The following is a 22847-nucleotide window of genomic DNA, read 5'->3' on the forward strand; positions in this document are numbered from 1 at the left end:
CGGGGTGCCCGGCGGGCGGTCCGCGCGACATGATCGCGGCATGAGTGACACGGCAGAGCGAATCGAGCGGGCGGAACCGGACGAACCGGAGGAGCGGCGGAACGAACGCCGGCGGGAACGACGCGCGGCCGCCCTCCGCGGCGCGCGGCGCGTGCTCGCCCGCCCGGGCTTCATGACGTCCCTGCGGGAGCGCATCGCCCTGCTGGAGGGGGCCGGCGAGCTGTACGACCTCGACGAGCCCTCCGACATGTACGGCAACGGCGTCGTGACGGCCCTGGAGGAGCGGACCGCCGCCCTGCTCGGCACGGAGGCCGCCGCCTTCTTCCCGACCGGGACCATGGCCCAGCAGGTGGCCCTGCGCTGCTGGGCGGGCCGCACCGGCAACCCGGTCGTCGCCCTGCACGGGCTCGGCCACCCCGAGCGGCACGAGCGCAGCGCCTTCAGCCGGGTCGGCGGGCTGCGCCCGGTACGGCTGACCGACGCGCCCCGGCAGCCGACCGCCGACGAGGTGCGCGGCTTCGAGGAGCCGTTCGGGGCGCTCATGCTGGAGCTGCCGCTCAGGGAGGCCGGCTATCTGCTGCCCACCTGGGAGGAGCTCACCGAGCTCGTCGAGGCCGCCCGGGAGCGCGACGCGGTGGTGCACTTCGACGGGGCCCGCCTGTGGGAGTGCACCACCCACTTCGACCGCCCCCTGGCGGACATCGCGGGCCTGGCGGACAGCGTGTACGTCTCGTTCTACAAGTCCCTCCAGGGCTACGGCGGCGCCGCCCTGGCCGGTCCGCGGACCCTGGTCGAGGAGGCGAAGGCCTGGCGGCACCGGTACGGCGGCCAGGTGTTCCAGCAGTTCCCCACGGCGCTGTCCGCCCTGGCGGGCCTGGAGCGCGAGCTGCCCCGGCTGCCCGCGTACGTGGCCCACGCGCGCGTGGTGGCCGCCGCGCTGCGCGAGGGCCTCGCGGCGGCCGGGCTGCCGTGGGCGCGGGTGCACCCCGAGGTGCCGCACACGCACGAGTTCCAGGTCTGGCTGCCGTACGACGCGGAGATCGCGGGCGAGGCCGCGCTGCGGCAGGCCGAGGAGAGCGGGACCATGCTGTTCTCCCACCCCTGGGACCCGGCCGGCCCCGGCATCGCCCTGACCGAGGTCTCGGTGGGCGAGCCGGGCCTGGAGTGGACGGCCGACGACGTACGGGCGGCGGTCGCCGACTTCACGGCCCGGCTGAAGGGCTGACGGCCCGGCGGCGGCATCGGCCCGGCGGGCCGCCCCGGTCGTATGCCGGGTGTCAGCCCAGGGCGCGCGGCCACAGGGACCACCACCGGCGCAGGGCGCGCCGCAGACGGCCGTGCGCGGGGCGGCCGGCGAGCACGGCGCGGAACCGCCGGCGGTCGTGCCACTCGCGCACGGCCTGCCAGTCGTGTGCGCCGGGCGCGGGCGGCGCGGGCTCGCCGAGCTGCCGGGCACGGTGGATGTCGAGGAGGTACTGCTGCGTGATGCTCATGGCGGACGCCTTCTCAAGGAGACACGAAGGTGGACGTGGGGGGTGGGGTACGGGCTCCGCGGCTGCCCCGGTGCCCCCAGGCTGCTCCGGCCGGCGCCCCGCGGTCGCGCCGATTGACGGCGGCGGTCAATCGGCGGCGGTGTTGTCGGTGGCGGCGTGCACCATGGGGGCATGAGCGTGCGCATCGACATCGCGGGGCTGCGGCCGGAGAGGATCGCCGTCGTGCCCTCCCCCCTGGCCGAGCTGGGCATGGCGCTGCACGCGCTCTCCGAGCCGGGGCACCACCCGGGGCTGCAGGGCTGGGCGACGGGTGTGACCGCCCGGCTCGACTCGCACCTGGCCGACCGGATGTGCGAGGCCGACTTCCTGTGGCGGACGACCTTCTCGGACCTGTTCATGCCGTTCGCCGGAGTGCCGGGCCGCAGCACCCTGCCCGGCGCCGCCCTCGCCGACGACCTGGACCTGCTCGACAAGCTGTCCGACGAGCAGTTCGTCGACGCGGCCCTGGAGTTCACCTGCGCGCTGCCCTACAGCACCGCCGGGGCCTCGGCGCTCGACGACGCCGAGGTGCGCCGGCGCGCTCTGGACCTGGCCGCCGCGCGGGGACCGCAGCAGCTGCGCTTCAGCGAGCGGCTGCTGGCCGACCCCCCGCGGATCCGGGACTGGCTGCGGCAGTTCGCGCGCGACTGCGACGAGGCGTTCTTCGCCGAGACCTGGTCCCGGGTGCGCCACCAGCTCGCGGCGGACGCCCGGCACAAGACGGACCTGCTGCGCCACAAGGGCCTCGCCGAGGCGCTGGCCGCGGTGTCCCCGGCGGTGACCCTGGACGAGGACGCCGCCCGGATCACCGTCGACAAGCTGGGCGACGGCCGCTCCGCGACCGCGGACGGCGGCCTGCTGCTCGTCCCGACCAGCCTGGGCTGGCCGCACCTGATGGTCCTGCACCGGCACGCCTGGCAGCCGGTGCTGCACTACCCGGTCGGCTCCCCCGAGCTCGCGTCACCGCCCTCGGTCGAGCAGCTCACGATGCGGATGTCGGCCCTGTCCCACCCCGTGCGGATGCGGATCTGCCGGTATCTGGCCCGCAGCGCGTACACCACGGGCGAGCTGGCCCAGGTGCACGGCATGACGGCCCCCGAGATATCCCGGCACCTGGGCGTGCTGAAGAAGGCCGGACTGATCACCACCCGCCGGCGCGGCAGGTACGTCCTGCACCAGCTGGACGTCGCCGTCGTGGCCCGGCTGGGCAGCGACTTCCTGGAGGGGACCCTGCGCTGAGCCCGCGGCGGGTCGCGCCGTCCCGGCCGTCGCGAGGCAGACCGGTCCGGCCGGTCAGTCGACCCGGACGTGCCGGAGCCCGACCCGCGCCTGCCGCAACCGGGTGCGGAGCGCGCCCTCGCGGTTGGGCTTCAGGGTGAGCCCCGCGAGGACGGCTATGCGGTCGGCGGTCTTGGGGACGGTCGTGCGGTCGGTCCACAGGTGCTCGGCGAACTCCGGCTCGGCCAGCCGCTCCAGACAGTGGTCGAGCTGCCGTACGGCCCAGCTGTCCCCGCGCGGTCCGGCGCCCTTCCCGGACACGTACCGCAGGGCGTGGCCGAGGCCGCGCTCGCGCAGCCGCCGCAGGACGGTCTCGCGTTCGGCGAGGAGCGTGAAGTGGTGGACGTCGTGGCCCAGTTCGCGCAGCCGTCCGACGGTCTCGGCGAAGTACCCGGAATCGGTGACCGTCATGGGCGCGATCACCACGCCGTCGTGCTTGGTGAGGGCCAGGTCCAGCACCTCCACGACGCCCTGCCGCCAGGCCGCCAACTCCTGGAAGTCGCCCCGCAGCTCGGGCGGCAGCATGCGGCGCAGGCCGAAGCCGACGTGCTCCGGGTCGCAGACGACGCTGCCGGACAGCCGGCGCCGTATCTCGTACGCGGTCTGTGTTTTTCCGCCCCCGAAGGGCCCGTTGATCCACAGGAGCATGCGCAGACCCTACCGACGCGAGGCTGTCCGCACAGGCCGTCAGCCGTGTCCGCCGCCGGCCCGCACCAGCCCGGTCTCGTAGGCCAGGACCACCACCTGCACGCGGTCGCGCAGGCCGAGCTTGGTCAGGATGCGGCCCACGTGCGTCTTCACGGTCGCCTCCGACAGCACGAGCCGCGCCGCGATCTCGCCGTTGGACATGCCCTGCGCCACCAGCACCATCACCTCGCGCTCCCGCTCGGTGAGCCGCTGCAGTTCCTTCTGCCGGGGCTCCTGTCCGGTGGCCGGCAGCATCGGAGCGAACCGGTCCAGGAGCCGCCGGGTGGTGGAGGGGGCGACCACCGCGTCGCCGCTGTGCACGGAGCGGATCGCGGCGAGCAGCTCGCCGGGCGGCACGTCCTTGAGCATGAAGCCGGAGGCGCCCGCCTTCAGCGCCGAGAACGCGTACTCGTCGAGGTCGAAGGTGGTCAGGATCAGCACCTTCGGCGCGCTCGGGTCCACGCAGATCCGGCTGGTGGTCTCCACTCCGTCGAGCTTGGGCATGCGGACGTCCATCAGGACGACGTCCACGGCGGTCGAGCGGAGCACCTGGAGAGCCTCGACGCCGTCGCCCGCCTCCGCGACGACCTCCATGTCCGGCTGGGCCGCCAGGACCATCCGGAACCCGGTGCGCAGCAGCACCTGGTCGTCGACGAGCATCACGCGGATCGCCATCGGGCCTCTTCTTCCTTCGCCTTACCGGTGTCGTGCCTTACCGGTGTCGTGCCTTACCGGTGTCGTGCCTTACAGGTGTCAACGCCGTACACGCGTACGGGCGCGGTGGTCAGTGCGCGGGCTTCAGCGGCAGCAGCGCGCTGATGCGGAATCCTCCGCCGGGGCGCGGGCCGGCGTCCAGGGTTCCGCCGACCATGCCGATCCGCTCCCGCATGCCGATCAGGCCGTGGCCCTGCCCGTCGAAACCGCCCTCCTCGTACAGCTCGTGCGGGGCGCCCTTGCCGTCGTCCTCGATCAGCAGACCGAGACCGTCGTCGAAGTAGACCAGGCGGACGCTCGCGCCCGCGTTCTCCCCGCCGTGCTTGCGGGTGTTGGTCAGCGCCTCCTGCACGATGCGGTACGCGGTCAGCTCCACGCCGCTGGGCAGCTGCCTGGGGGTGCCCTCGACCTTGAAGTCGACGGGCAGCCCCGAGCTGCGGCACTGCTCGACGAGGTCCTCGATCTGCTGGACGTCGGGCTGCGGGACGTACTCCCCGGCCTCCTTGTGCTCACCGGTGCGCAGCACGCCGAGCAGGCGGCGCATCTCCGCGAGCGCCTGCCGGCCGGTGGAGGAGATGGTCTCCAGGGCCTTCTTCGCCTGGTCGGGGGCGGCGTCCAGGACGTAGGCGGCGCCGTCGGCCTGCACCACCATCACGGAGACGTTGTGGGCGACGACGTCGTGCAGCTCGCGCGCGATCCGGGCGCGTTCGGCGGCGACCGCGACCTTGGCCTGCGCCTCGCGCTCCTTCTCCAGCCGGGTCGCCCGCTCCTCCAGCTGCGCGAAGTAGGCGCGCCGGGTGCGGACGGAGTCGCCCAGCACCCAGGCGAGGGCGAAGGGGACCGCCTGGAAGACCGTCACGGCGATGGTGGTCCCCATGCCCAGTTCGCTGTCGGACCAGCGCAGCTGGGCGAGGGGCGCCGCGCACAGGCCGGTGGCCAGAGCGGTCCGGGAGGCCCAGCGGGCGCCGGTCGCCGCCACGGTGTAGATGATCACCAGGAAGGCGAAGTCGGCGGGCATCGTCGAGACGTCGAGTGCGAGCTGCCCCACGCCCAGGGCGACGGCCAGCAGCAGCATCCACTCCGGCTTCCGCTGGCGCAGCGCGATCACGACGCTGAGCAGCACCACGAAGGGGACGATCAGCGCCGGACTGTCCGTCCCGTCCGCCCGCGTCCCCGGGTTCGCCGCAGAGACCAGGGAGATTCCGAGCACGACGAGGGCCCAGAAGGAGTCGACACCTGTCGGGTGTCTGCGGAGGAAGTCGTAGAGGCGCTGCACGTAACCCAGCGTAGGGAAGCGGAATAGGTGCAGGGGTCAACCGGAGGGTCGATCCGCATACCCCGCGCATACTCCGCAAGGTGGAGGCTCCGCTCTGGTGTGCCCCTAGCCTGGGTCTGTGACACCAGGAACCACAGGGCTCAGTGGGGCTGAGGAGACGCAGGAGGAGTGGCGGGGCTGGCGGCAGGCCATGCGGGACGCCCTGTACGGACCGGAGGGCTTCTACCGGACGAGGCCCGAGGGACCGGCCGGGCACTTCCGGACGTCCGTGCACGCCTCACCGCTGTTCGCGGGCGCCGTGGCCCGGCTGCTGTGCCGGGTCGACGCGGCCCTGGGGCACCCCGACCCGCTGGACTTCGTGGACATGGCGGCCGGGCGGGGCGAGCTGGTCACCGGGGTCCTCGCGGCCCTTCCCGCCGAGACGGCCGCCCGCACGCGCGCGTACGCCGTCGAGGTCGCCGCCCGCCCCGAAGGCCTCGACCGGCGGGTCCGGTGGCTCGCGGAGCCGCCGGCCGGCGTCACCGGGCTGCTGTTCGCCAACGAGTGGCTGGACAACGTGCCGGTGGAGGTGGCCGAGGTGGACGCCGCGGGCGTGGCACGGCGGGTGCTCGTCCGCGCCGACGGGGCCGAACGGCTCGGGGAGCCGGTGGCGGGGGCGGAGGCCGCGTGGCTCGCCCGGTGGTGGCCGCCGGCCGGCGGGGAGGGGCGGCGGGCGGAGATCGGGCTCCCCCGGGACGAGGCCTGGGCGTCCGCCGTGGCGACGCTGGACGCCGGGCTCGCGGTGGCCGCCGACTACGCGCACACCGCGGCCGCCCGCCCGCCCTTCGGGACGCTCACGGGCTTCCGGGAGGGGCGGGAGACGGAGCCGGTGCCGGACGGGTCGTGCGACATCACCGCCCACGTGGCGCTGGACGCGTGCGCCGCAGCCCACGCCGCGAGGTGCGCTCCGGAGCACGCGCCCCCGGATGCGCTCCTGCGCCCCCAGCGCGAGGCTCTCCACGCTCTCGGCGTCACCGGCGCGCGCCCCCCGCTCGCGCTGGCCTCCACCGACCCGGCGGCGTACGTACGCGCCCTCGCGAGCGCCTCCCAGGCCGCCGAGCTGACCGCGCCGGGCGGGCTGGGCGACTTCCTGTGGCTGCTCCAGCCGGTGGGCGCGGTGGACGCCGCCGCGCTACTTGTCGATGTCGCCGACCACGAAGAACAGTGATCCCAGGATCGCCACCATGTCCGCGACCAGCGTCCCGGGCAGCAGGTCCGCCAGCGCCTGGATGTTGTTGTACGAGGCCGAGCGCAGCTTCAGCCGGTACGGGGTCTTCTCGCCCTTGCTGACCAGGTAGTAGCCGTTGATGCCGAGCGGGTTCTCGGTCCAGGCGTAGGTGTGGCCCTCGGGCGCCTTCAGCACCTTCGGGAGCCGCTGGTTGACCGGCCCCGGCGCGAGCTCGGCCAGGCGGTCCAGGCAGGCGTCGGCGAGGTCGAGGGCGTTGTGCGTCTGCTCCAGGAGGCACTCGAAGCGGGCCAGGCAGTCGCCCTCGGTGCGCGTGACGACCTTGAGCGTGTCCTGGAGCTCGCCGTAGGCGAGGTACGGCTCGTCGCGGCGCAGGTCGAAGTCGACGCCGGAGGCGCGGGCGATGGGCCCGCTGACGCCGTAGGCGTGCACGGCCTCCGGGGAAAGGGCACCGACGCCTCGGGTGCGCCCCCGGAAGATCTCGTTGCCGAGCACCAGGTCGTCGAAGACGTCCATGCGCGAGCGCACGGCGGCGACGGCGGCACGCGCGCGCGTGGACCAGCCCGCGGGAAGGTCCTCCTTGAGGCCGCCGACGCGGTTGAACATGTAGTGCATGCGCCCGCCGGAGACCTCCTCCATCACGTTCTGGAGGACCTCGCGCTCCCGGAAGGCGTAGAACACCGGGGTGATGCCGCCCAGCTCGAGCGGGTACGACCCGAGGAACATCAGGTGGTTGAGCACCCGGTTCAGCTCGGCGAGCAGCGTGCGCGTCCACACCGCGCGCGTGGGGACCTCCATGCCGAGCATCCGCTCGACGGCGAGGACGACGCCCAGCTCGTTGGAGAACGCCGACAGCCAGTCGTGACGGTTGGCGAGCATGATGATCTGACGGTAGTCACGGGCCTCGAACAGCTTCTCCGCGCCGCGGTGCATGTAGCCGATCACCGGCTCGGCGCTGGTGATGCGCTCGCCGTCCAGAACCAGTCTGAGCCGCAGCACGCCGTGGGTGGACGGGTGCTGCGGGCCGATGTTGAGCACCATGTCGGTGCTCTCCGCGGCGCCGCCGATTCCGACCGTGGTCTCCGTCGTAGGAGTCATGAACACAGTCTCCCCTACGTACGCTGGCCCCATGGAGACGGGGAGCCCGGACGACACGGGCACGGCGGGGGCGACCGAGGCGGCTGCTCCGCGGGAGGCGGCGGGCCCGTCGGGCCCGGCGCGGCGGGAACCGGTGTGGACCGGCCTGCCGCCGGGGCTGCTGCGCATGCGGCGGCTGTTGCTGGTGGTGTGGCTGGGCCTGCTGGCGGTTGCCGCGGGCCTGCTGCCCGCGCTGTTCCTGGAGCCCGTCTGGGCCGCCCTGGCGTTCCTGCCGCTGGCCCTGCTGGGCTGGGGCTGGGTGATGCTGGAGCGCAACTGGCGCTCCTGGCGGTACGCCGAGCGCGCCGACGACCTGCTGATCAGCCGGGGCGTGCTGTGGCGGGAGGAGACCGTCGTCCCGTACGGACGGATGCAGCTGGTCGAGGTGACCTCCGGCCCGGTCGAGCGGCACTTCGGCCTGGCCAGCGTGCAGCTGCACACGGCGGCCGCCGCGACCGACGCGACCATCCCCGGCCTCGACCCGGCCGAGGCGGAACGCCTGCGCGACCGCCTCACCGAGCTGGGCGAGGCCCGATCGGCGGGACTGTGAGCGGGCCCGGGTCCGAGGAGGGCACGACCGGGGGCGGTACGACGGGCCACGCGCCCGGGGCGACCGGACCGGCCGACCGGGCCCGCACCCCGGACGGCCACGCACCGAACGGCGCCCCGCGGCAACCGGGGCGGACCACGTCCGGTACCCCGGACCACGCCCCGGAGCCGGCCGGCCCCGCGGCGGACAGCGCGCCCGGCACCTCAGGGACCGACCGCGCCGTCGAGCGGCGACTGCACCCCGTCACGCCCCTGCGGCGGGCGTGGGCGCCGGTCGCGGTGCTCGTCGGGTGGGCCGTGCACGATCCCGACCAGGCGCAGCGCCAGCTGACCCGGCTGACGACGACCCACCTGCTGATCGGCCTGGCGGTACTGATCCCGGCCGCCGCCCTGTACGGCTTCCTCACCTGGTGGTTCACCCACTACGCGGTGACCGACACGGAGCTGCGGATCCGTACCGGACTGCTGTTCCGCCGCACCGCGCACATCCGCCTGGAACGCATCCAGGCCATCGACGTCACCCAGCCCCTGCTGGCCCGGGTCGCGGGGGTCGCCAAGCTCAAGCTCGACGTCATAGGCACCGGCAAGAAGGACGAACTGGCCTTCCTGGGCGCCGACGAGGCCCGTGCGCTGCGGGCCGAGCTGCTCGCGCGCGCGGCGGGGTTCGCGCCCGAGACCGCGCACGAGGTCGGCGAGGCCCCCGCACGGCAGCTGCTGCGGGTGCCGCCGGGCGTCCTCGCCGTCTCCCTCCTGCTGACCGGCGCGACCTGGGGCACGCTGCTCGCCGCCGTCGTCGTACCGACGCTGCTGTGGCTGGCCACCCACAACCTGTGGACGGTGCTGGCGACCGCCCTGCCGCTGGTGGGCGCCGCGGGCGCGAGCAGCGCGGGCCGGTTCGTCGGGGAGTACGACTGGACGGTGGCGGAGTCCCCGGACGGGCTCCGCATCGACCACGGCCTGCTGGACCGCGCCCACGAGACGGTGCCGCCGGGCCGGGTGCAGACCGTGCGCATCGTGGAACCGCTGCTGTGGCGGCGGCGCCGCTGGGTGCGGGTGGAGCTGGACGTGGCCGGGTCGTCGAACTCGGTGCTGCTGCCGGTCGCCCCGCGCGAGATCGCGGAGTCGGTCGTCGCGCGGGTGCTGCCGGGGGTGACCGTGCCGACGGAGCTGTCCCGCCCGCCTCGGCGGGCGGCGCGGTGCCGCCCGCTGTGGTGGCGCGGCCACGGACTGGCCGTCACCGACGCCGTCTTCGCCGCCCGGCACGGCCTGCTGCGCCGCAGCCTGGCGCTCGTGCCGCACGCCAAGGTCCAGAGCGTCCGCCTCACCCAGGGGCCCTGGCGGCGCGCCCTGCGGCTGGCCGACGTCCACGTGGACACGGGGGCGAACAAGACGGTGGCCGCACGGCTGCGCGACGCCGGCGAGGCCGCGGAGCTGCTGCGGAGCCAGGCGGAACGCTCCCGGACCGGCCGCCGGGACGCCCCGCCGGACCGCTGGATGGCCTGAGCCCGCGGGGTTGGGCCCCGCGCCGGGGCCCGGGCCGTCAGGAGACCGCGCTGCGCAGCCCCTGAACGTCGATCTGCTCGGTCTCGTCGTGGGCCGTCAGGTCGATCACCTGGCTGACGTCCCGGGACTCCTCGCCCGCCTGCTTGAAGGAGACCTCGGCCTCGGCCTTGTGCAGGGCGAGCGCCTCCTGGCCGACCACGTCGGCGAGGTCCTCGTTCTGGACGGTTTCCAGGGCGGCGTCGGAGGCGGCCGCCGTGTCCGTGGCGTCCGCCCTGTCCGCCGGGCCCTCGGGGGCCTTGGTGCCGAAGAAGTCGAAGCCGCCCTCGACCACCGGACGCCGCGCCGGAGCCGCCGGTACGACGGCCACCGCGGTCGGCACCGTGAAGTGCCCGTCGGCCCGCCGGGTGGGCTGTGCGGACTGGGTGGGCCGGGTGGACTCGGTGGGCTGCGCGGGCCGCTCGTCGGACGGGCTCGTCGGGGAGGCGGCGGCGGTGCGCTCGTGGCCGTCGGCCGCCTCGGACTGCCCCTGCGCCTCGTCCTCCTGCGCCGCCTCGGGCGCCGCCGGGCTCTCGCCACCGCCGTCACCGCCGCCGTCACCACCGGAGTCGTCGGCGGCCTCGGCCCGGTCGCCGCCGTCCGGGCCGGCGGGCGCCCCGGCGTCGAAGCGGGCCAGTGCGGCGTTCGCGCGCAGGAACAGCCGGGAGCCCTCGGGCGAGAAGACGGCGGGGACGGCGGCCTCTTCGGCGCCCCCGCTCTCCTCAACCGGTGCCTTCTCGGCCTTCTCGGCCACCGTCTCCGGCGTCTCCTGGGCCGGGGCGGTGCGGGCCGCCGGCAGCGCGGGTGCCTGCGGCGCGGCCTCTATCTCCAGCAGGCGGCGGCCCTCCAGCGCGCTGGCCCGCTCGGTCTCCGCCGTGGCGTAACGCCGCAACAGGGAGGCGTGCTCGTTGCGCAGCCCCGCCAGCTCGGTGCGCTTGGCCCGCAGCCGGTGCTCCAGCTTCTGCCGCAGCTCGCGCGACTCCTCCAGGTCGGACTCCAGTTCGGCGAGCCGCTCCTCGAACCGCCACTCGTCGCTGGCCCGCGCGCGCGTGAGGTCGGCCACCTGCCGGCCCGCCTGGGCGTCCCAGTGCCGCATGACGACCGCGCCGACCACAGCCGTCACCGCGGCGGCGGCAGCCAGGGCGCGCAGGATCAGGGTCTCGCTGAACAACCAGGGCCCGACGGCGCAAACGACCGAAACGCCTGCGATCGCCGACGGAGGAAGCAGTCTGTGCAGAGGCGGGGAATGGCGGTGACGTCCACGTGGCATGGCCAGAAACTTACCGCGCGTAGGCGAATCTTGGCGCCCCGCCCCGTAAAAACACGGCCATCTCCGGCGTGTTCACAGGGCACAGGTAATCCACATCCCCGGAGACGGGAGAATTACCCCGGCATTTCAAGATCATTTATGAGTCGCGTCCGGCGCTCAGCCGCTCGTCCAGCCACCGCAGCGTCGCGGGAATCTCCCGCCGCCAGGTATTGAAGTTGTGCCCGCCGCTTTCCAGGATGATCGACGAGATCCGGGTCGGCCTCTTGCCCTTCACCAGATCGATGAACTTCAACGTGTCCCGGTAGTTCGTCTCGCCGGTCCTGCTGCTGGTGACGAGCAGTGAAGTGTCCGGTGCGGGCGCGTTCTTGAGGCACCACCACAGACTGGCCCGGTTCTCAAGCCCTTTGTCCCCGTGGAAGAGGTCGCCCGTGGTGGGGTCGTTCGGCGCGTCGTAGTACGGGGACAGCCCGGCCCCGGCGGCGAACACGTCCGGATGGTGCGCGGCGAGCTTCAGGGCGCAGTAGCCGCCGGTCGAGTTGCCGACGACACCCCAGCTCCGCGGCCCCTTGTCCACCCGGTAGTGGGCGCCCACCGCCTCGGGCAGGTCCTTGGCGAAGAACGTCTCCGTCTGCGGCCCGCCCGGTACGTCCACGCACTCCGTGTCCCGCGGCGGCGCCACCGTGGGCCGCAGCATCACCAGGATCATCGGCCGCATCCGGCCGGCCTTCGCCAGCTCCAGTGCCGTACGCGGGTAGTGGAGCTTTTCCACCAACGCCTCGGCGGTACCCGGATAACCGGTCAGGACGACGGCCGCGGGAAACGTACGGCCACGGTGGCGCGCCTGGAAGTACTCCGGCGGCAGGTACACGAACGCCGGCGACGCGATCCGCGACGTGCGCCCGGCGACCCGTATCTCCTCCACCCGCCCCGAGACCTCGGGCCGCGACCCGCCCGCGGGCGTCACCCGCCGCTTCCCGACGACCTGCAGCGGCCCACCGCCCGCACCGGCCGAGTGGTCCACGACCACGCCCTGCCCGTCCTCCCGCCCGAACAGGTCGGCCCAGCTGCCGTAGAAGCCGAAGGACTGATTGGCGACCAGCCCCACCGCCGCGAAGACCGCCACCTGGGTGGCGAGCAGCAGCCCGACCCTCCCGAGTACGGCCCGCACGCTCCGCCGCGCCAGCCGCGGCCACAGCCACACCGTCCCGGCGAACAGCAGCGCACCGGCCACCACCGCCAGAGCCAGTACCTTGTCGCTCGTCAGCCCCATGCCTCGTCTACCGCCCGCGTTTTCCGTGCGCCCGGCCGTCCGTCCGGGCTTCGTGATCAGGGGGAGTGAACCTCTCCCTCCGAGACACCGTCCTAGAGGGCGCAATGTCGCCGGATGCCCGAAACGGGCCCGGATCCACGGTCTCTCGCAGAACAAACAGGTGCGATGTCTGTCAGGACAGATGAGGAAATGTCGGGCGGGGTTCCGACAAGGCCCACCCGCATGCGCCGCGCACTGCGCGGCCCCCGCCCGGAGAACGTCCCTCTCCTCGTCGGCCGCGCCTGCGTGGTCGTCGGCCTGCTGGACATCGCGGCCGGCTCCTTCCCGCGCTTCCGGCACAGCCGGATGCACGCCCTCGCCGAGGTGCTGCCCGGCGCCTTCGGCCCCTTCGCCGCCGCCCTCTCCCTCAGCGCGGGCGTCCTGCTCCTCCTGCTCGCCCACGGCCTCAAGCGCCGCAAGCGCCGGGCCTGGCGGGCGGCCGTGGCCCTGCTCCCGCTCGGCGCCGTCGCACAGTTCACGTACCGCCACTCCCTCCTCGGCGTACTGATCTCCCTCGTCCTGCTGGCCCTCCTCCTGCGCCACCGCGCCGAGTTCGCCGCCCTCCCCGACCCCCGCAGCCGCTGGCGTGCCCTGGCCAACTTCGTCCTCATGAGCGCGGGTTCCGTGCTGCTCGGCCTGCTCGTCGTCAACGCCCACCCGCACCGCATGCTCGGCGACCCGAGCCTGGCCGACCGCCTCACCCACGTCCTGTACGGCCTGCTCGGCGTCGAGGGCCCGGTCGACTACCGGGGCAACACCTCCTGGACGGTCGCCTTCTCCCTGGGCGCGCTCGGCCTGCTGACCGCCATCACCACGATCTACCTGGCCTTCCGCCCCGAACACCCGGCGGCCCGCCTCACCGAGGACGACGAGAGCCGCCTGCGCGACCTCCTCGCCCGGCACGGCGGCCGCGACTCCCTCGGCCACTTCGCGCTGCGCCGCGACAAGGCCGTCGTCTTCTCCCCCAGCGGCAAGGCCGCCGTCACCTACCGCGTCGTCTCCGGCGTGATGCTGGCCAGCGGCGACCCGATCGGCGACGTCGAGGCCTGGCCCGGCGCCATCGAACGCTTCATGGACGAGGCCCGCGCCCACTCCTGGACTCCCGCCGTCATGGGCTGCTCCGAGACCGGCGGCGAGGTCTGGACCCGCGAGACCGGCCTCGACGCCCTCGAACTCGGCGACGAGGCGGTGGTGGACGTGGCGGATTTCTCCCTCGCCGGCCGCGCGATGCGCAACGTGCGCCAGATGGTCAAGCGCATCGAGCGCGCCGGTTACGAGACCCGCGTACGGCGCGTGGCTGACCTCTCCGAGGCCGAACTGGACCGCGTCCGCCGCGCCGCCGACGCGTGGCGCGGCACCGACACCGAACGCGGCTTCTCCATGGCCCTGGGCCGCATCGGCGACCCGTCCGACGGCGACTGCCTGATAGCGACCGCGCACAAGCAGGACCCGGAGCCCGGCGAGTACGGCGACCTCAAGGCGATCCTGCACTTCGTGCCGTGGGGCCCGGACGGGGCGTCCCTGGACCTCATGCGCCGCGACCGCGCGGCCGATCCCGGCATGAACGAGCTCCTGATCGTGGCCGCGCTCCAGGCCGCCCCGAGACTGGGCGTCGCGCGGGTGTCGCTGAACTTCGCGATGTTCCGCGCGGCACTCGCACGCGGCGAGAAGATCGGCGCGGGTCCGGTCCTCCGGGCATGGCGGGGCCTGCTGGTGTTCCTCTCCCGCTGGTTCCAGATCGAGTCCCTGTACAAGTTCAACGCGAAGTTCCGGCCCCGGTGGGAGCCGCGCTTCGTCGTCTACCGCCGCTCCGCCGACCTGCCCCGCATCGGCTTCGCCGCGATGCAGGCGGAGGGCTTCGTGACGGTGCCGCTGCCGCGCTTCCTGCGCCACCGGACGCCCGCGCGACGCCCCTGCCCCCACCAGACACCGGCGCGGGCGGCTTGAGCGGGCCCACCGGCCCGGGGTTCCCCCGTCACCCAGCGCGGGTGCGGGCCGGGGGCCCACCGACCCGGGGTTGCCCGGTCACCCGGCAGGGGTGTGGGCGGGGTGGGCCCACCGGCCTGGGGGTGCGGGGTGCCCCGGCGTGGGTGCGGGCGCGGGGTGGGCCCACCGGCCCGGCGTTGCCCGGTCACCCGGCGTGGGTGCGGTCGCGCGGCCCGGGGGTTGCGGGGTGCCCCGGCGCGGGTGCGGGCGGGGGGTGGGTGACGCGGCCCGGCGTCGGCGGGGTGCCGCTGCGCCCACCCGTGCCGCCCCAGCGGCACGACTGCCCGCAGCTGGGGCGGCAAGCCGCGTACGGCGGGGACGGGGCAGCGGCGTGGGGCGGCGGGCAGCCGCGTACGGCGAGGAGGGGGCGGGTCGGGGGGTGTCCGCCCGCAGCGGTTGGCGCGTCAACGCCCCGCGCCTCTGTAAGTGACCGATTCCGCGCCGTTCCGAGGACGGACACCCCCCGGCCCGACCCCGACCCACCCACCGAACCCAAGGCGCTACCCGCACCCCCACCGCCGAAGGCACCCGCACCGGCGCCGCAGGCACCCCGCACCCCCACCGAACCCGCACCGGCGCCGCAGGCACCCCGCACCCCCACCGCCGAAGGCACCCGCACCGGCGCCGCAGGCATCCCGCGCTACCGCCGGAGGCAAACGCACACGCCCCAGCCCACCACCTACGCTGAACACATGAGCAAGCAGACCGGCCGCCGGCACCATCTCGCGGGACTGACCGCCTGGGACCGCTGCGCGGTCATGGGCGTCGTCAACGTGACCCCCGACTCCTTCTCCGACGGCGGCCGCTTCTTCGACACCACGGCCGCCATCAAGCACGGCCTCGACCTGGTCGCCCAGGGCGCCGACCTCGTGGACGTCGGCGGTGAGTCCACCCGCCCCGGCGCGACCCGCGTCGACGAGGACGAGGAACTCAGGCGCGTGGTCCCCGTCGTGCGCGGCCTCGCCTCCGAGGGTGTCACGATCTCCGTCGACACCATGCGCGCCTCCGTCGCCGAGCAGGCCCTCGCCGCCGGCGCCGCCCTGGTCAACGACGTCAGCGGCGGCCTCGCCGACCCCCGCATGATCCCGGTCGTCGCCGACGCGGGCGCCCCGTTCGTCGTCATGCACTGGCGCGGCCTCCTGGAGGGCGGCAACGTCAGGGGCACGTACACCGACGTCGTCACCGAGGTCGTCGACGAACTGCACGCACGCGTGGAGGCCGTCCTCGACGGCGGCATCTCCCCCGACCGCATCGTCGTCGACCCCGGCCTCGGCTTCTCCAAGGACGCCGAGCACGACCTCGTCCTCCTGGCCCACCTCGACCGCCTCCTCGCCCTCGGTCACCCCCTCCTCGTCGCCGCCTCCCGCAAGCGCTTCCTCGGCCGCGTCCTCGCCGGCCCGGAGGCAGCCCCGCCCCCCGCCCGCGAACGCGACGCCGCCACCGCCGCGGTCTCCGCGCTCGCGGCACACGCCGGCGCCTGGGCCGTACGCGTCCACGAGGTCCGCGCCACCGCCGACGCCGTACGCGTCGCCCGCGCCGTCGAAGGAGCCCGGTGAACACGCCGCACCTCGACGTCGAACAGGTCGAGGCCGCGAACACCGCCTTCTACGAGGCACTGGAGGAGGGCGACTTCGAGAAGGTCTCCGACTTCTGGCTCACCCCCTCCGACCTGGGCATCGACGAGTCGTACCACGACCCGGCCGACGCCGGCGTGGTCTCCTGCGTGCACCCGGGCTGGCCGGTGCTCACCGGCCGCGGCGAGGTGCTTCGCTCGTACGCCCTGATCATGGCGAACACGGACTACATCCAGTTCTTCCTCACCGACGTGCACGTCTCCGTCACCGGCGACACCGCCCTGGTCACCTGCACGGAGAACATCCTCAGCGGCGGCCCGGCCCCCGACGGAGGCGAGGAGCTCGGCCCGCTCGTCGGCCAGCTGGTGGTGGCCACCAACACCTTCCGCCGCACCCCCGACGGCTGGAAGCTCTGGTCCCACCACGCCTCCCCGGTGCTCGCCGAGAGCGCGGAGGAAGAGGGCGACGAGACCCCGCCCTGACCCGGCGCCACGCCCCGGTGCCCCGGCCCGGCGTCAAACGGGGTGGTTGGAAAGACGGACCACGGGGTAGGGGCGGCTACCAACCCGTGATCCACCGGAACCGCCAGGGAGAACGCGGGGTGAAAACCACCCGGCGCCCCGCCCCGCCCCGCACCCCGCGGCCCGGCGCTGTCGGTCCCCACGGGTAGATTCGAGTGGGGCCGCCGTACCACCCGCACGTGGTGCGCCCGGCCGAGACCGACGACTGCAGGAGTGATTCGCGTGGATCGTGTCGCGCTGCGCGGCCTGAAGGCCCGTGGGCACCACGGTGTGTTCCCCAAGGAGCGCGAGGACGGCCAGACCTTCCTCGTGGACATCGTCCTTGGTCTGGACACCCGCCCGGCCGCGGCCGACGACGACCTGGCGAAGACGGTGCACTACGGCATCGTGGCCGAGGAGGTCGTGGCCGTCGTCGAGGGCGAGCCGGTCGACCTCGTCGAAACCCTCGCCGAGCGCATCGCCCAGGTCTGTCTGAAGCACGAAGGGGTCGAGGAGGTCGAGGTCTGCGTCCACAAGCCGGACGCACCGATCACCGTCCCCTTCGACGACGTGACCGTCACCATCATCCGGAGCCGTGTATGAGCGCCCCCTTCGCCAAGGGTCCGAGCGACCCGACCGTACAGCCCGTGCCCGCCTCCGTCATCGAGCAGGTCGACGCCGCGGACACCACCCTCTCCAACCCCAAACGCGCGGTGATCGCCCTCGGCGCCAACCTGGGCAACCGCCTGGAGACCCTCCAGGGCGCCATCGACGCGCTGGAGGACACCCCGGGTGTGCGTGTCAAAGGCGTCTCGCCCGTGTACGAGACGGAGCCGTGGGGCGTCGCACCCGACAGCCAGCCCTCCTACTTCAACGCGGTCGTGATCGTGAAGACGACCCTGCCCCCGTCCTCGCTCCTGGAGCGGGCGCACGCGGTCGAGGAGGCCTTCCACCGGGTCCGCGACGAGCGCTGGGGTCCGCGCACCCTGGACGTCGACATCGTCGCCTACGCCGAGGTCGTCTCCGACGACCCGCAGCTCACCCTCCCCCACCCCCGCGCCCACGAACGCGCCTTCGTGCTGGCCCCCTGGCTCGACGTGGACCCCGAGGCCGCCCTGCCCGGCCGGGGCAGCGTCGCCGACCTCCTGGCCGCCGTCACCCGCGACGGCGTCGCGCCCCGCGCCGACCTGGAACTCCGGCTGCCCGAGTAGTCGTTAAGGTCGACGAGGACGACGCACACGACTGGGACGACGTGGACGGCGCGGTCGGGACGACCGCGCCGGAAAGCCGAAGGGACACCGGAACACCGTGAAAGAGCTGCGCATCAGGGTGCTGGCCGGCGTGTTCGTCGTCGCGGGGGTGCTGTCCTGGGCCGGTGCCCGCCTGTGGAACTCGGTGGGGACCCTCCCGAGCGTCCCCCTGGCCGCCCCCGTCGTCCTGGCCCTGATCGCGGTGATCCTGCTGGCCACGGCGCTCTCGATCCGCGCCCGTCTGAAGGCCCAGCGGGAGCGGGAGCCCGGCGCCAAGGGCGTCGACCCGATGATGGCGGCCCGCGCCGTCGTCTTCGGCCAGGCCAGCGCCCTGGTGGCCGCCCTCGTCGCCGGCATGTACGGCGGCACGGGCGTCTTCCTGCTGGAGTACCTCGACATCCCGGCCCGCCGCGACCAGGCCATCTACGCCGGTTCCTCGGTCGTGGCGGGCATCGCCGTCATAGCGGCCGCCCTCTTCCTGGAGCGGGTCTGCAAGCTCCCGGAGGACGAGGACGACGACCACCCGGGCGCCGCGTCGGCGGCATGAAACGCCCGTGGGAGGCGAGTCCATCGGTCCGTGGAGTGAACCGCGCGCCCGCTACCTGCGCCAGGTCCGAGAGAAACGGGACGTTCGCACTGACGAGCAGACGGCCGGCCCAAGCCTTGGCACGCCACCCGTCGCCATCCGCGTAGCCGTCCGGAAAGCCTTCGAACGTTTCCCTGTCCCGGAGAACGACCGGAGAACGACCCGGGGAAATCCCTGGCGCATGTGGTGCGCGTCACCACCGACGTACTGCCTCAGCAAGTCGGCGAGGTACGACGACACCACACGCACACGAAAGCCTGGGACGTCCCGCTGGAGGTAACCGGACGGTCGGCTCACTGCCTCCAGACGGGCGGGCAACCCGGTGGCGGCGGTGAGACAGGCCGCGTAGCGCTCGGCGAACGACTCGTCGTTGACCACCAGGGACACGTAGTTCCTGCCGACGGTCCCGTCCGCGCAGTCGGCTCCGATCAGGTGGCCCAGTTCGTAACCCGGCTTGACGGTCAACCGTGTGCGACACAGTTTTCGCGCCTGGGTCCAGGCGACCACGGCCCCCGTGGCATCCCTCGCATGGACCCAGCCGTCGGGCGTACCCAGCATCTGGTCAGGTGCCACGGTGGAGCTGACGCGGTCGGTCACGACGTCCACGACTTCGCGAGCTCGGGTCGTGGCGACGGCCGTCACCGTGGTCGGGACCGTGCGCTCCCCGTCCAACATCCACAGACGGCAGCCCACTCGCACATCCCGCGCCCGCAGGCGCCCCTCGACCGCGTTCACCGTCTGTTCGCTGGGCAGCCCGCACCCCACGGCGATCCCCCTTGATCAGTGACCAACCCACTGATCAAGGACGGTATCGGGCACCACTGACAATCGGGTCAGCGCGCCAGTATCAAGCTCATTGCCTCGGCACGCGTCGTAGCGTCCCGAAGCTGACCTCGCACCGCCGACGTCGTGGTCTTGGCACCCGGCTTACGCACCCCGCGTACCGACATGCACATGTGCTCGGCCTCGATGACGACGATCACGCCCCGTGCCTCGAGAATCCGCATGAGCGAGTCGGCGACCTGCGTGGTGAGACGTTCCTGCACCTGCAGGCGCCGCGCGAAGACCTCGACCAGGCGCGCGAGCTTCGACAGGCCGGTGATCTTGCCGCTCGCCGCCGGGATGTAGCCGATGTGCGCCACACCGTGGAACGGCAGCATGTGGTGCTCGCACAGGCTGACGATCTCAATGTCCTTCACCAGGACCATTTCGTCATGCCCGATGTCGAACGTCGTCGTCAGCACGTCCTCGGGCTCCTGCGTATGTCCCGCCAGAAGCTCCCGATACGCCCTCGCCACGCGCGCCGGGGTCTCCCGCAGGCCCTCGCGGTCCGGGTCCTCGCCGACCGCGATGAGCAGCTCGCGTACGGCGTTCTCGGCCCGCTTCTCGTCGAACTCGCCGATCTGGCCCTCGCCGTCCAGCGTCACGGGGTCGGTCATCTGCTGCCTCGTTCCTGATCCGTCCTGCGACGGCATACCGAAATGCCGCACCCCCCAAGGCTAGAACCTGGGGGGTGCGGCTTACATTCCGGGCCGGTTCGGACCGCCGGAGCGGTCAGAGGTGACCGGGGTCAGCTCTCCGGCCGGTCCTCCGGTGCCCGCTCGGGCGCCGGGGCGGGATCCACCGTGGTGCTCTTGGTGGTGGAGATCGCCGCCGTCGCGCCGTTCGCCCCGTTGGTCAGGGCGAGCTCCTTCGGGGAGAGCACCGGCGGCCGGGTCGAGGGCGTGCGGCGGGAGGAGCCGGTCCACGCGGGCCGGGAGGGGCGCTTGACGATCTGGGAGAAGATCTCGGCGATCTCCTCCTTGCCCAGCGTCTCCTTCTCCAGCAGCGCGAGGACGAGGTTGTCGAGGACGTCGCGGTTCTCGACCAGGATCTCCCAGGCCTCGTTGTGCGCCGTCTCGATGAGCTTCTTGACCTCTTCGTCGACCAGCGCGGCGACCTCTTCCGAGTAGTCGCGCTGGTGGGCCATCTCACGGCCGAGGAACGGCTCGCTGTTGTCGCCGCCGAACTTGATCGCGCCGAGGCGCTCGGTCATGCCGTACTGGGTGACCATCGCGCGGGCCAGGCCGGTGGCCTTCTCGATGTCGTTGGCCGCGCCCGTCGTCGGGTCGTGGAAGACGAGCTCCTCGGCCGCGCGGCCGCCCAGCATGTAGGCGAGCTGGTCGAGCATCTCGTTGCGCGTGGTCGAGTACTTGTCCTCGTCCGGGAGCACCATCGTGTAGCCGAGGGCGCGGCCCCTGGAGAGGATCGTGATCTTGTGGACGGGGTCGGAGTTCGGCGAGGCCGCCGCGACCAGGGCGTGTCCGCCCTCGTGGTACGCGGTGATCTTCTTCTCCTTGTCCGACATGATCCGGGTCCGCTTCTGCGGGCCCGCGACCACGCGGTCGATCGCCTCGTCCAGCATGTGGTTGTCGATCAGCTTCTGGTCGCTGCGGGCCGTCAGCAGCGCGGCCTCGTTCAGCACGTTGGCGAGGTCGGCACCGGTCATGCCGGGGGTGCGGCGGGCGACGGCCGACAGGTCGACGTCCGGGGCGACCGGCTTGCCCTTCTGGTGGACCTTGAGGATCTCCAGACGGCCCTGCATGTCCGGACGGTCGACGGCGATCTGCCGGTCGAAGCGGCCGGGGCGCAGCAGCGCGGGGTCGAGGATGTCGGGCCGGTTGGTCGCGGCGATGAGGATCACGCCGCCCTTGACGTCGAAGCCGTCCATCTCGACGAGGAGCTGGTTCAGGGTCTGCTCGCGCTCGTCGTGACCGCCGCCGAGGCCTGCGCCGCGGTGGCGGCCGACCGCGTCGATCTCGTCGACGAAGACGATGGCCGGCGCGTTCGCCTTGGCCTGCTCGAAGAGGTCGCGCACTCGGGAGGCACCGACGCCGACGAACATCTCGACGAAGTCGGAACCGGAGATCGAGTAGAACGGCACGCCCGCCTCACCGGCGACGGCACGCGCGAGCAGGGTCTTGCCGGTACCGGGCGGGCCGTACAGCAGCACGCCCTTGGGGATCTTGGCGCCGACGGCCTGGAACTTGGCCGGCTCCTGGAGGAACTCCTTGATCTCGTGGAGCTCCTCGACGGCCTCGTCCGAACCGGCGACGTCGGAGAACGTCGTCTTCGGGGTGTCCTTGGTGATGAGCTTCGCCTTGGACTTGCCGAAGTTCATGACCCGGGAGCCGCCGCCCTGCATCTGGTTCATCAGGAACAGGAAGATGACCACGATGAGGACGAAGGGAAGCAGGGTGATCAGCAGCCCGACGAACGGGTTCTGCTTCGACGGCGAGACCGTGTAGCCGTCGGGGATCTGCTTGTCCTGGTACTTGTTCTGAAGGGTGTTGGCGAGGGTCACGCCCTGGTCGCCGATGTAGCTCGCCTGGATCTTCGAGCTGCCTTCGACCTTCTGGCCGTCCTTGAGCTGAACCTTGATGTTCTGCTCGTCACCGGTGGTCAGCTTGGCCGACTCGACCCTGTTGTCGTTGATCGCCTGGACGACCTGGCCCGTGTCCACCGTCTTGTAGCCGCCGGACGAGCCCACGACCTGCATCAACACGACCACGGCAAGGACGGCCAGCACGATCCACATGATTGGCCCACGGAAGTATCGCTTCACGTCCATCCACACGGAGCGGTGTCGCCCCGTCCCTCCTGCCATAGTGAGTTTGATAAGACAGTTCTTCTGACGGTACCCCAGCGTGGCGGCCCTCAGCCGCACGGGCGGGCCGACGTCCCGTCTGCATGCTCCAACGGCGCGGGGGCCCCAGGGGTTCCCGGTGGCCCGCCGAAACGCCGCTGAACCGGCTGCGGGGGCGCGTCAGCCGCCGTACACGTGGGGCGCGAGCGTACCGACGAACGGGAGGTTGCGGTACTTCTCGGCGTAGTCGAGGCCGTAGCCGACGACGAACTCGTTGGGGATGTCGAAGCCGACCCACTCCACGTCGATGGCGACCTTCGCGGCGTCGGGCTTGCGCAGCAGCGTGCACACCTTGAGGGAGGCGGGCTCGCGCGAGCCGAGGTTGGAGATCAGCCAGGACAGGGTCAGGCCGGAGTCGATGATGTCCTCGACGATCAGGACGTGGCGGCCCTTGATGTCGGTGTCGAGGTCCTTGAGGATCCGCACCACGCCGGAGGACTGGGTGCCCGCGCCGTACGAGGACACCGCCATCCAGTCCATCGTGACGGGGGTGGACAGCGTGCGCGCCAGGTCGGCCATGACCATGACGGCGCCCTTGAGCACGCCGACGATGAGCAGGTCCTTGCCCGCGTACTCCGCGTCGATCTTCGCGGCCAGCTCGGCCAGCTTCGCGTCGATCTCTTCCTTGGTGATGAGCACCTTCTCGAGGTCGGCACCCATGTCGTTCGCGTCCACCCGCATCACTTTCGGTCGTCCCACCGGCCACTCCGGAACGTCCCGGCGATCCGTGCGCGGATCGGTGGGAGGGTC

The 22847-nt window shown here is 72.9% G+C and carries 21 protein-coding genes; 11 read left to right on the plus strand and 10 right to left on the minus strand.

What is annotated here, in order from left to right; genetic code table 11:
* The first annotated feature begins 40 nt into the window (after positions 1-40).
* On the plus strand, positions 41-1225 hold the full coding sequence (locus NI25_RS17145; protein WP_061443286.1) for a threonine aldolase family protein: 1185 nt from the start codon (positions 41-43) through the stop codon (positions 1223-1225).
* Between the two features lie 52 nt (positions 1226-1277).
* Here NI25_RS17145 and NI25_RS39710 read toward each other — a convergent pair whose 3' ends face one another.
* Positions 1278-1493 carry a hypothetical protein gene (locus NI25_RS39710; RefSeq protein WP_199560939.1) on the minus strand — a complete coding sequence of 72 codons (216 nt, stop codon included), beginning with the start codon at positions 1491-1493 and terminating at the stop codon, positions 1278-1280.
* 171 nt (positions 1494-1664) lie between these two features.
* On the opposite strand from NI25_RS39710, the gene NI25_RS17155 reads away from it, so the two are divergent.
* Entirely contained in the window at positions 1665-2771 is a 1107-nt protein-coding gene (locus NI25_RS17155; RefSeq protein ID WP_061443287.1) for a DUF5937 family protein, read from the plus strand.
* Positions 2772-2825: 54 nt separating this feature from the next.
* On the opposite strand, the gene NI25_RS17160 is transcribed toward NI25_RS17155, so the two are convergent.
* From NI25_RS17160 to NI25_RS17170, 3 genes are all read right to left on the minus strand, one after another.
* The gene (locus NI25_RS17160) at positions 2826-3458 is read right to left on the minus strand and encodes an AAA family ATPase (RefSeq protein WP_061443288.1); all 633 of its coding nucleotides are present in this window, start codon (positions 3456-3458) and stop codon (positions 2826-2828) included.
* Between the two features lie 39 nt (positions 3459-3497).
* The gene (locus NI25_RS17165; protein ID WP_061443289.1) at positions 3498-4172 is read right to left on the minus strand and encodes a response regulator; all 675 of its coding nucleotides are present in this window, start codon (positions 4170-4172) and stop codon (positions 3498-3500) included.
* A 109-nt stretch (positions 4173-4281) separates the two neighbouring features.
* The gene (locus NI25_RS17170; RefSeq protein WP_061443290.1) at positions 4282-5487 is read right to left on the minus strand and encodes a sensor histidine kinase; all 1206 of its coding nucleotides are present in this window, start codon (positions 5485-5487) and stop codon (positions 4282-4284) included.
* Between the two features lie 118 nt (positions 5488-5605).
* Between NI25_RS17170 and NI25_RS17175 the strand changes: the two genes are divergently transcribed.
* On the plus strand, positions 5606-6694 hold the full coding sequence (locus tag NI25_RS17175; protein ID WP_061443291.1) for an SAM-dependent methyltransferase: 1089 nt from the start codon (positions 5606-5608) through the stop codon (positions 6692-6694).
* Here the strand turns inward: NI25_RS17175 and NI25_RS17180 are convergent.
* The gene (locus tag NI25_RS17180; protein ID WP_061443292.1) at positions 6659-7810 is read right to left on the minus strand and encodes an NADH-quinone oxidoreductase subunit D; all 1152 of its coding nucleotides are present in this window, start codon (positions 7808-7810) and stop codon (positions 6659-6661) included. The genes NI25_RS17175 and NI25_RS17180 overlap by 36 nt on opposite strands.
* Positions 7811-7841: 31 nt before the next feature.
* Here NI25_RS17180 and NI25_RS17185 point away from each other — a divergent pair, with 31 nt between their 5' ends.
* Both NI25_RS17185 and NI25_RS17190 read left to right on the plus strand, forming a co-directional pair.
* Complete coding sequence (locus NI25_RS17185; RefSeq protein ID WP_061443293.1) at positions 7842-8399, plus strand: PH domain-containing protein; 558 nt, start codon at positions 7842-7844, stop codon at positions 8397-8399.
* A 233-nt stretch (positions 8400-8632) separates the two neighbouring features.
* Positions 8633-9901, plus strand: coding sequence for a PH domain-containing protein (locus NI25_RS17190; protein WP_061446955.1), 1269 nt, complete (start codon positions 8633-8635; stop codon positions 9899-9901).
* Positions 9902-9938: 37 nt separating this feature from the next.
* Here NI25_RS17190 and NI25_RS17195 read toward each other — a convergent pair whose 3' ends face one another.
* Both NI25_RS17195 and NI25_RS17200 read right to left on the minus strand, forming a co-directional pair.
* On the minus strand, positions 9939-11207 hold the full coding sequence (locus NI25_RS17195; RefSeq protein ID WP_061443294.1) for a hypothetical protein: 1269 nt from the start codon (positions 11205-11207) through the stop codon (positions 9939-9941).
* A gap of 136 nt (positions 11208-11343) precedes the next feature.
* Positions 11344-12477, minus strand: coding sequence for an alpha/beta hydrolase (locus NI25_RS17200; protein ID WP_061443295.1), 1134 nt, complete (start codon positions 12475-12477; stop codon positions 11344-11346).
* 189 nt (positions 12478-12666) lie between these two features.
* On the opposite strand from NI25_RS17200, the gene NI25_RS17205 reads away from it, so the two are divergent.
* The 6 genes from NI25_RS17205 (at position 12667) to NI25_RS17230 (ending at position 18373) form a co-directional block, all read left to right on the plus strand.
* The gene (locus NI25_RS17205; RefSeq protein ID WP_061443296.1) at positions 12667-14463 is read left to right on the plus strand and encodes a phosphatidylglycerol lysyltransferase domain-containing protein; all 1797 of its coding nucleotides are present in this window, start codon (positions 12667-12669) and stop codon (positions 14461-14463) included.
* Positions 14464-15194: 731 nt separating this feature from the next.
* Positions 15195-16058 (plus strand): dihydropteroate synthase, encoded by an 864-nt coding sequence (gene folP, locus NI25_RS17210; protein WP_061443297.1) that lies wholly within the window; start codon positions 15195-15197, stop codon positions 16056-16058.
* Positions 16055-16558: a nuclear transport factor 2 family protein gene (locus NI25_RS17215; protein WP_061443298.1), complete on the plus strand. Its 504-nt coding sequence runs from the start codon at positions 16055-16057 to the stop codon at positions 16556-16558. Before folP ends, NI25_RS17215 begins: the two co-directional genes overlap by 4 nt.
* Before the next feature lie 261 nt (positions 16559-16819).
* Positions 16820-17179, plus strand: coding sequence for a dihydroneopterin aldolase (folB, locus tag NI25_RS17220; RefSeq protein ID WP_061443299.1), 360 nt, complete (start codon positions 16820-16822; stop codon positions 17177-17179).
* Positions 17176-17787, plus strand: coding sequence for a 2-amino-4-hydroxy-6-hydroxymethyldihydropteridine diphosphokinase (gene folK / locus NI25_RS17225; RefSeq protein WP_061443300.1), 612 nt, complete (start codon positions 17176-17178; stop codon positions 17785-17787). The genes folB and folK overlap by 4 nt, the downstream gene beginning before the upstream one ends.
* 97 nt (positions 17788-17884) lie before the next feature.
* Positions 17885-18373: a DUF3180 domain-containing protein gene (locus NI25_RS17230; RefSeq protein ID WP_061443301.1), complete on the plus strand. Its 489-nt coding sequence runs from the start codon at positions 17885-17887 to the stop codon at positions 18371-18373.
* Positions 18374-19245: 872 nt separating this feature from the next.
* Here NI25_RS17230 and folE read toward each other — a convergent pair.
* The 3 genes from folE to hpt all read right to left on the minus strand — a co-directional run bounded on the left by folE (position 19246) and on the right by hpt (position 22778).
* The gene (gene folE, locus NI25_RS17240) at positions 19246-19851 is read right to left on the minus strand and encodes a GTP cyclohydrolase I FolE (RefSeq protein WP_061443302.1); all 606 of its coding nucleotides are present in this window, start codon (positions 19849-19851) and stop codon (positions 19246-19248) included.
* Positions 19852-19982: 131 nt separating this feature from the next.
* Positions 19983-22022: an ATP-dependent zinc metalloprotease FtsH gene (ftsH, locus tag NI25_RS17245; RefSeq protein WP_061443303.1), complete on the minus strand. Its 2040-nt coding sequence runs from the start codon at positions 22020-22022 to the stop codon at positions 19983-19985.
* A gap of 195 nt (positions 22023-22217) precedes the next feature.
* Positions 22218-22778 carry a hypoxanthine phosphoribosyltransferase gene (hpt, locus tag NI25_RS17250; protein ID WP_007452004.1) on the minus strand — a complete coding sequence of 187 codons (561 nt, stop codon included), beginning with the start codon at positions 22776-22778 and terminating at the stop codon, positions 22218-22220.
* Positions 22779-22847: the final 69 nt, after the last annotated feature.

The sequence above is a fragment of the Streptomyces sp. CCM_MD2014 genome (assembly GCF_000772045.1).
GTDB lineage: Bacteria > Actinomycetota > Actinomycetes > Streptomycetales > Streptomycetaceae > Streptomyces > Streptomyces salinarius.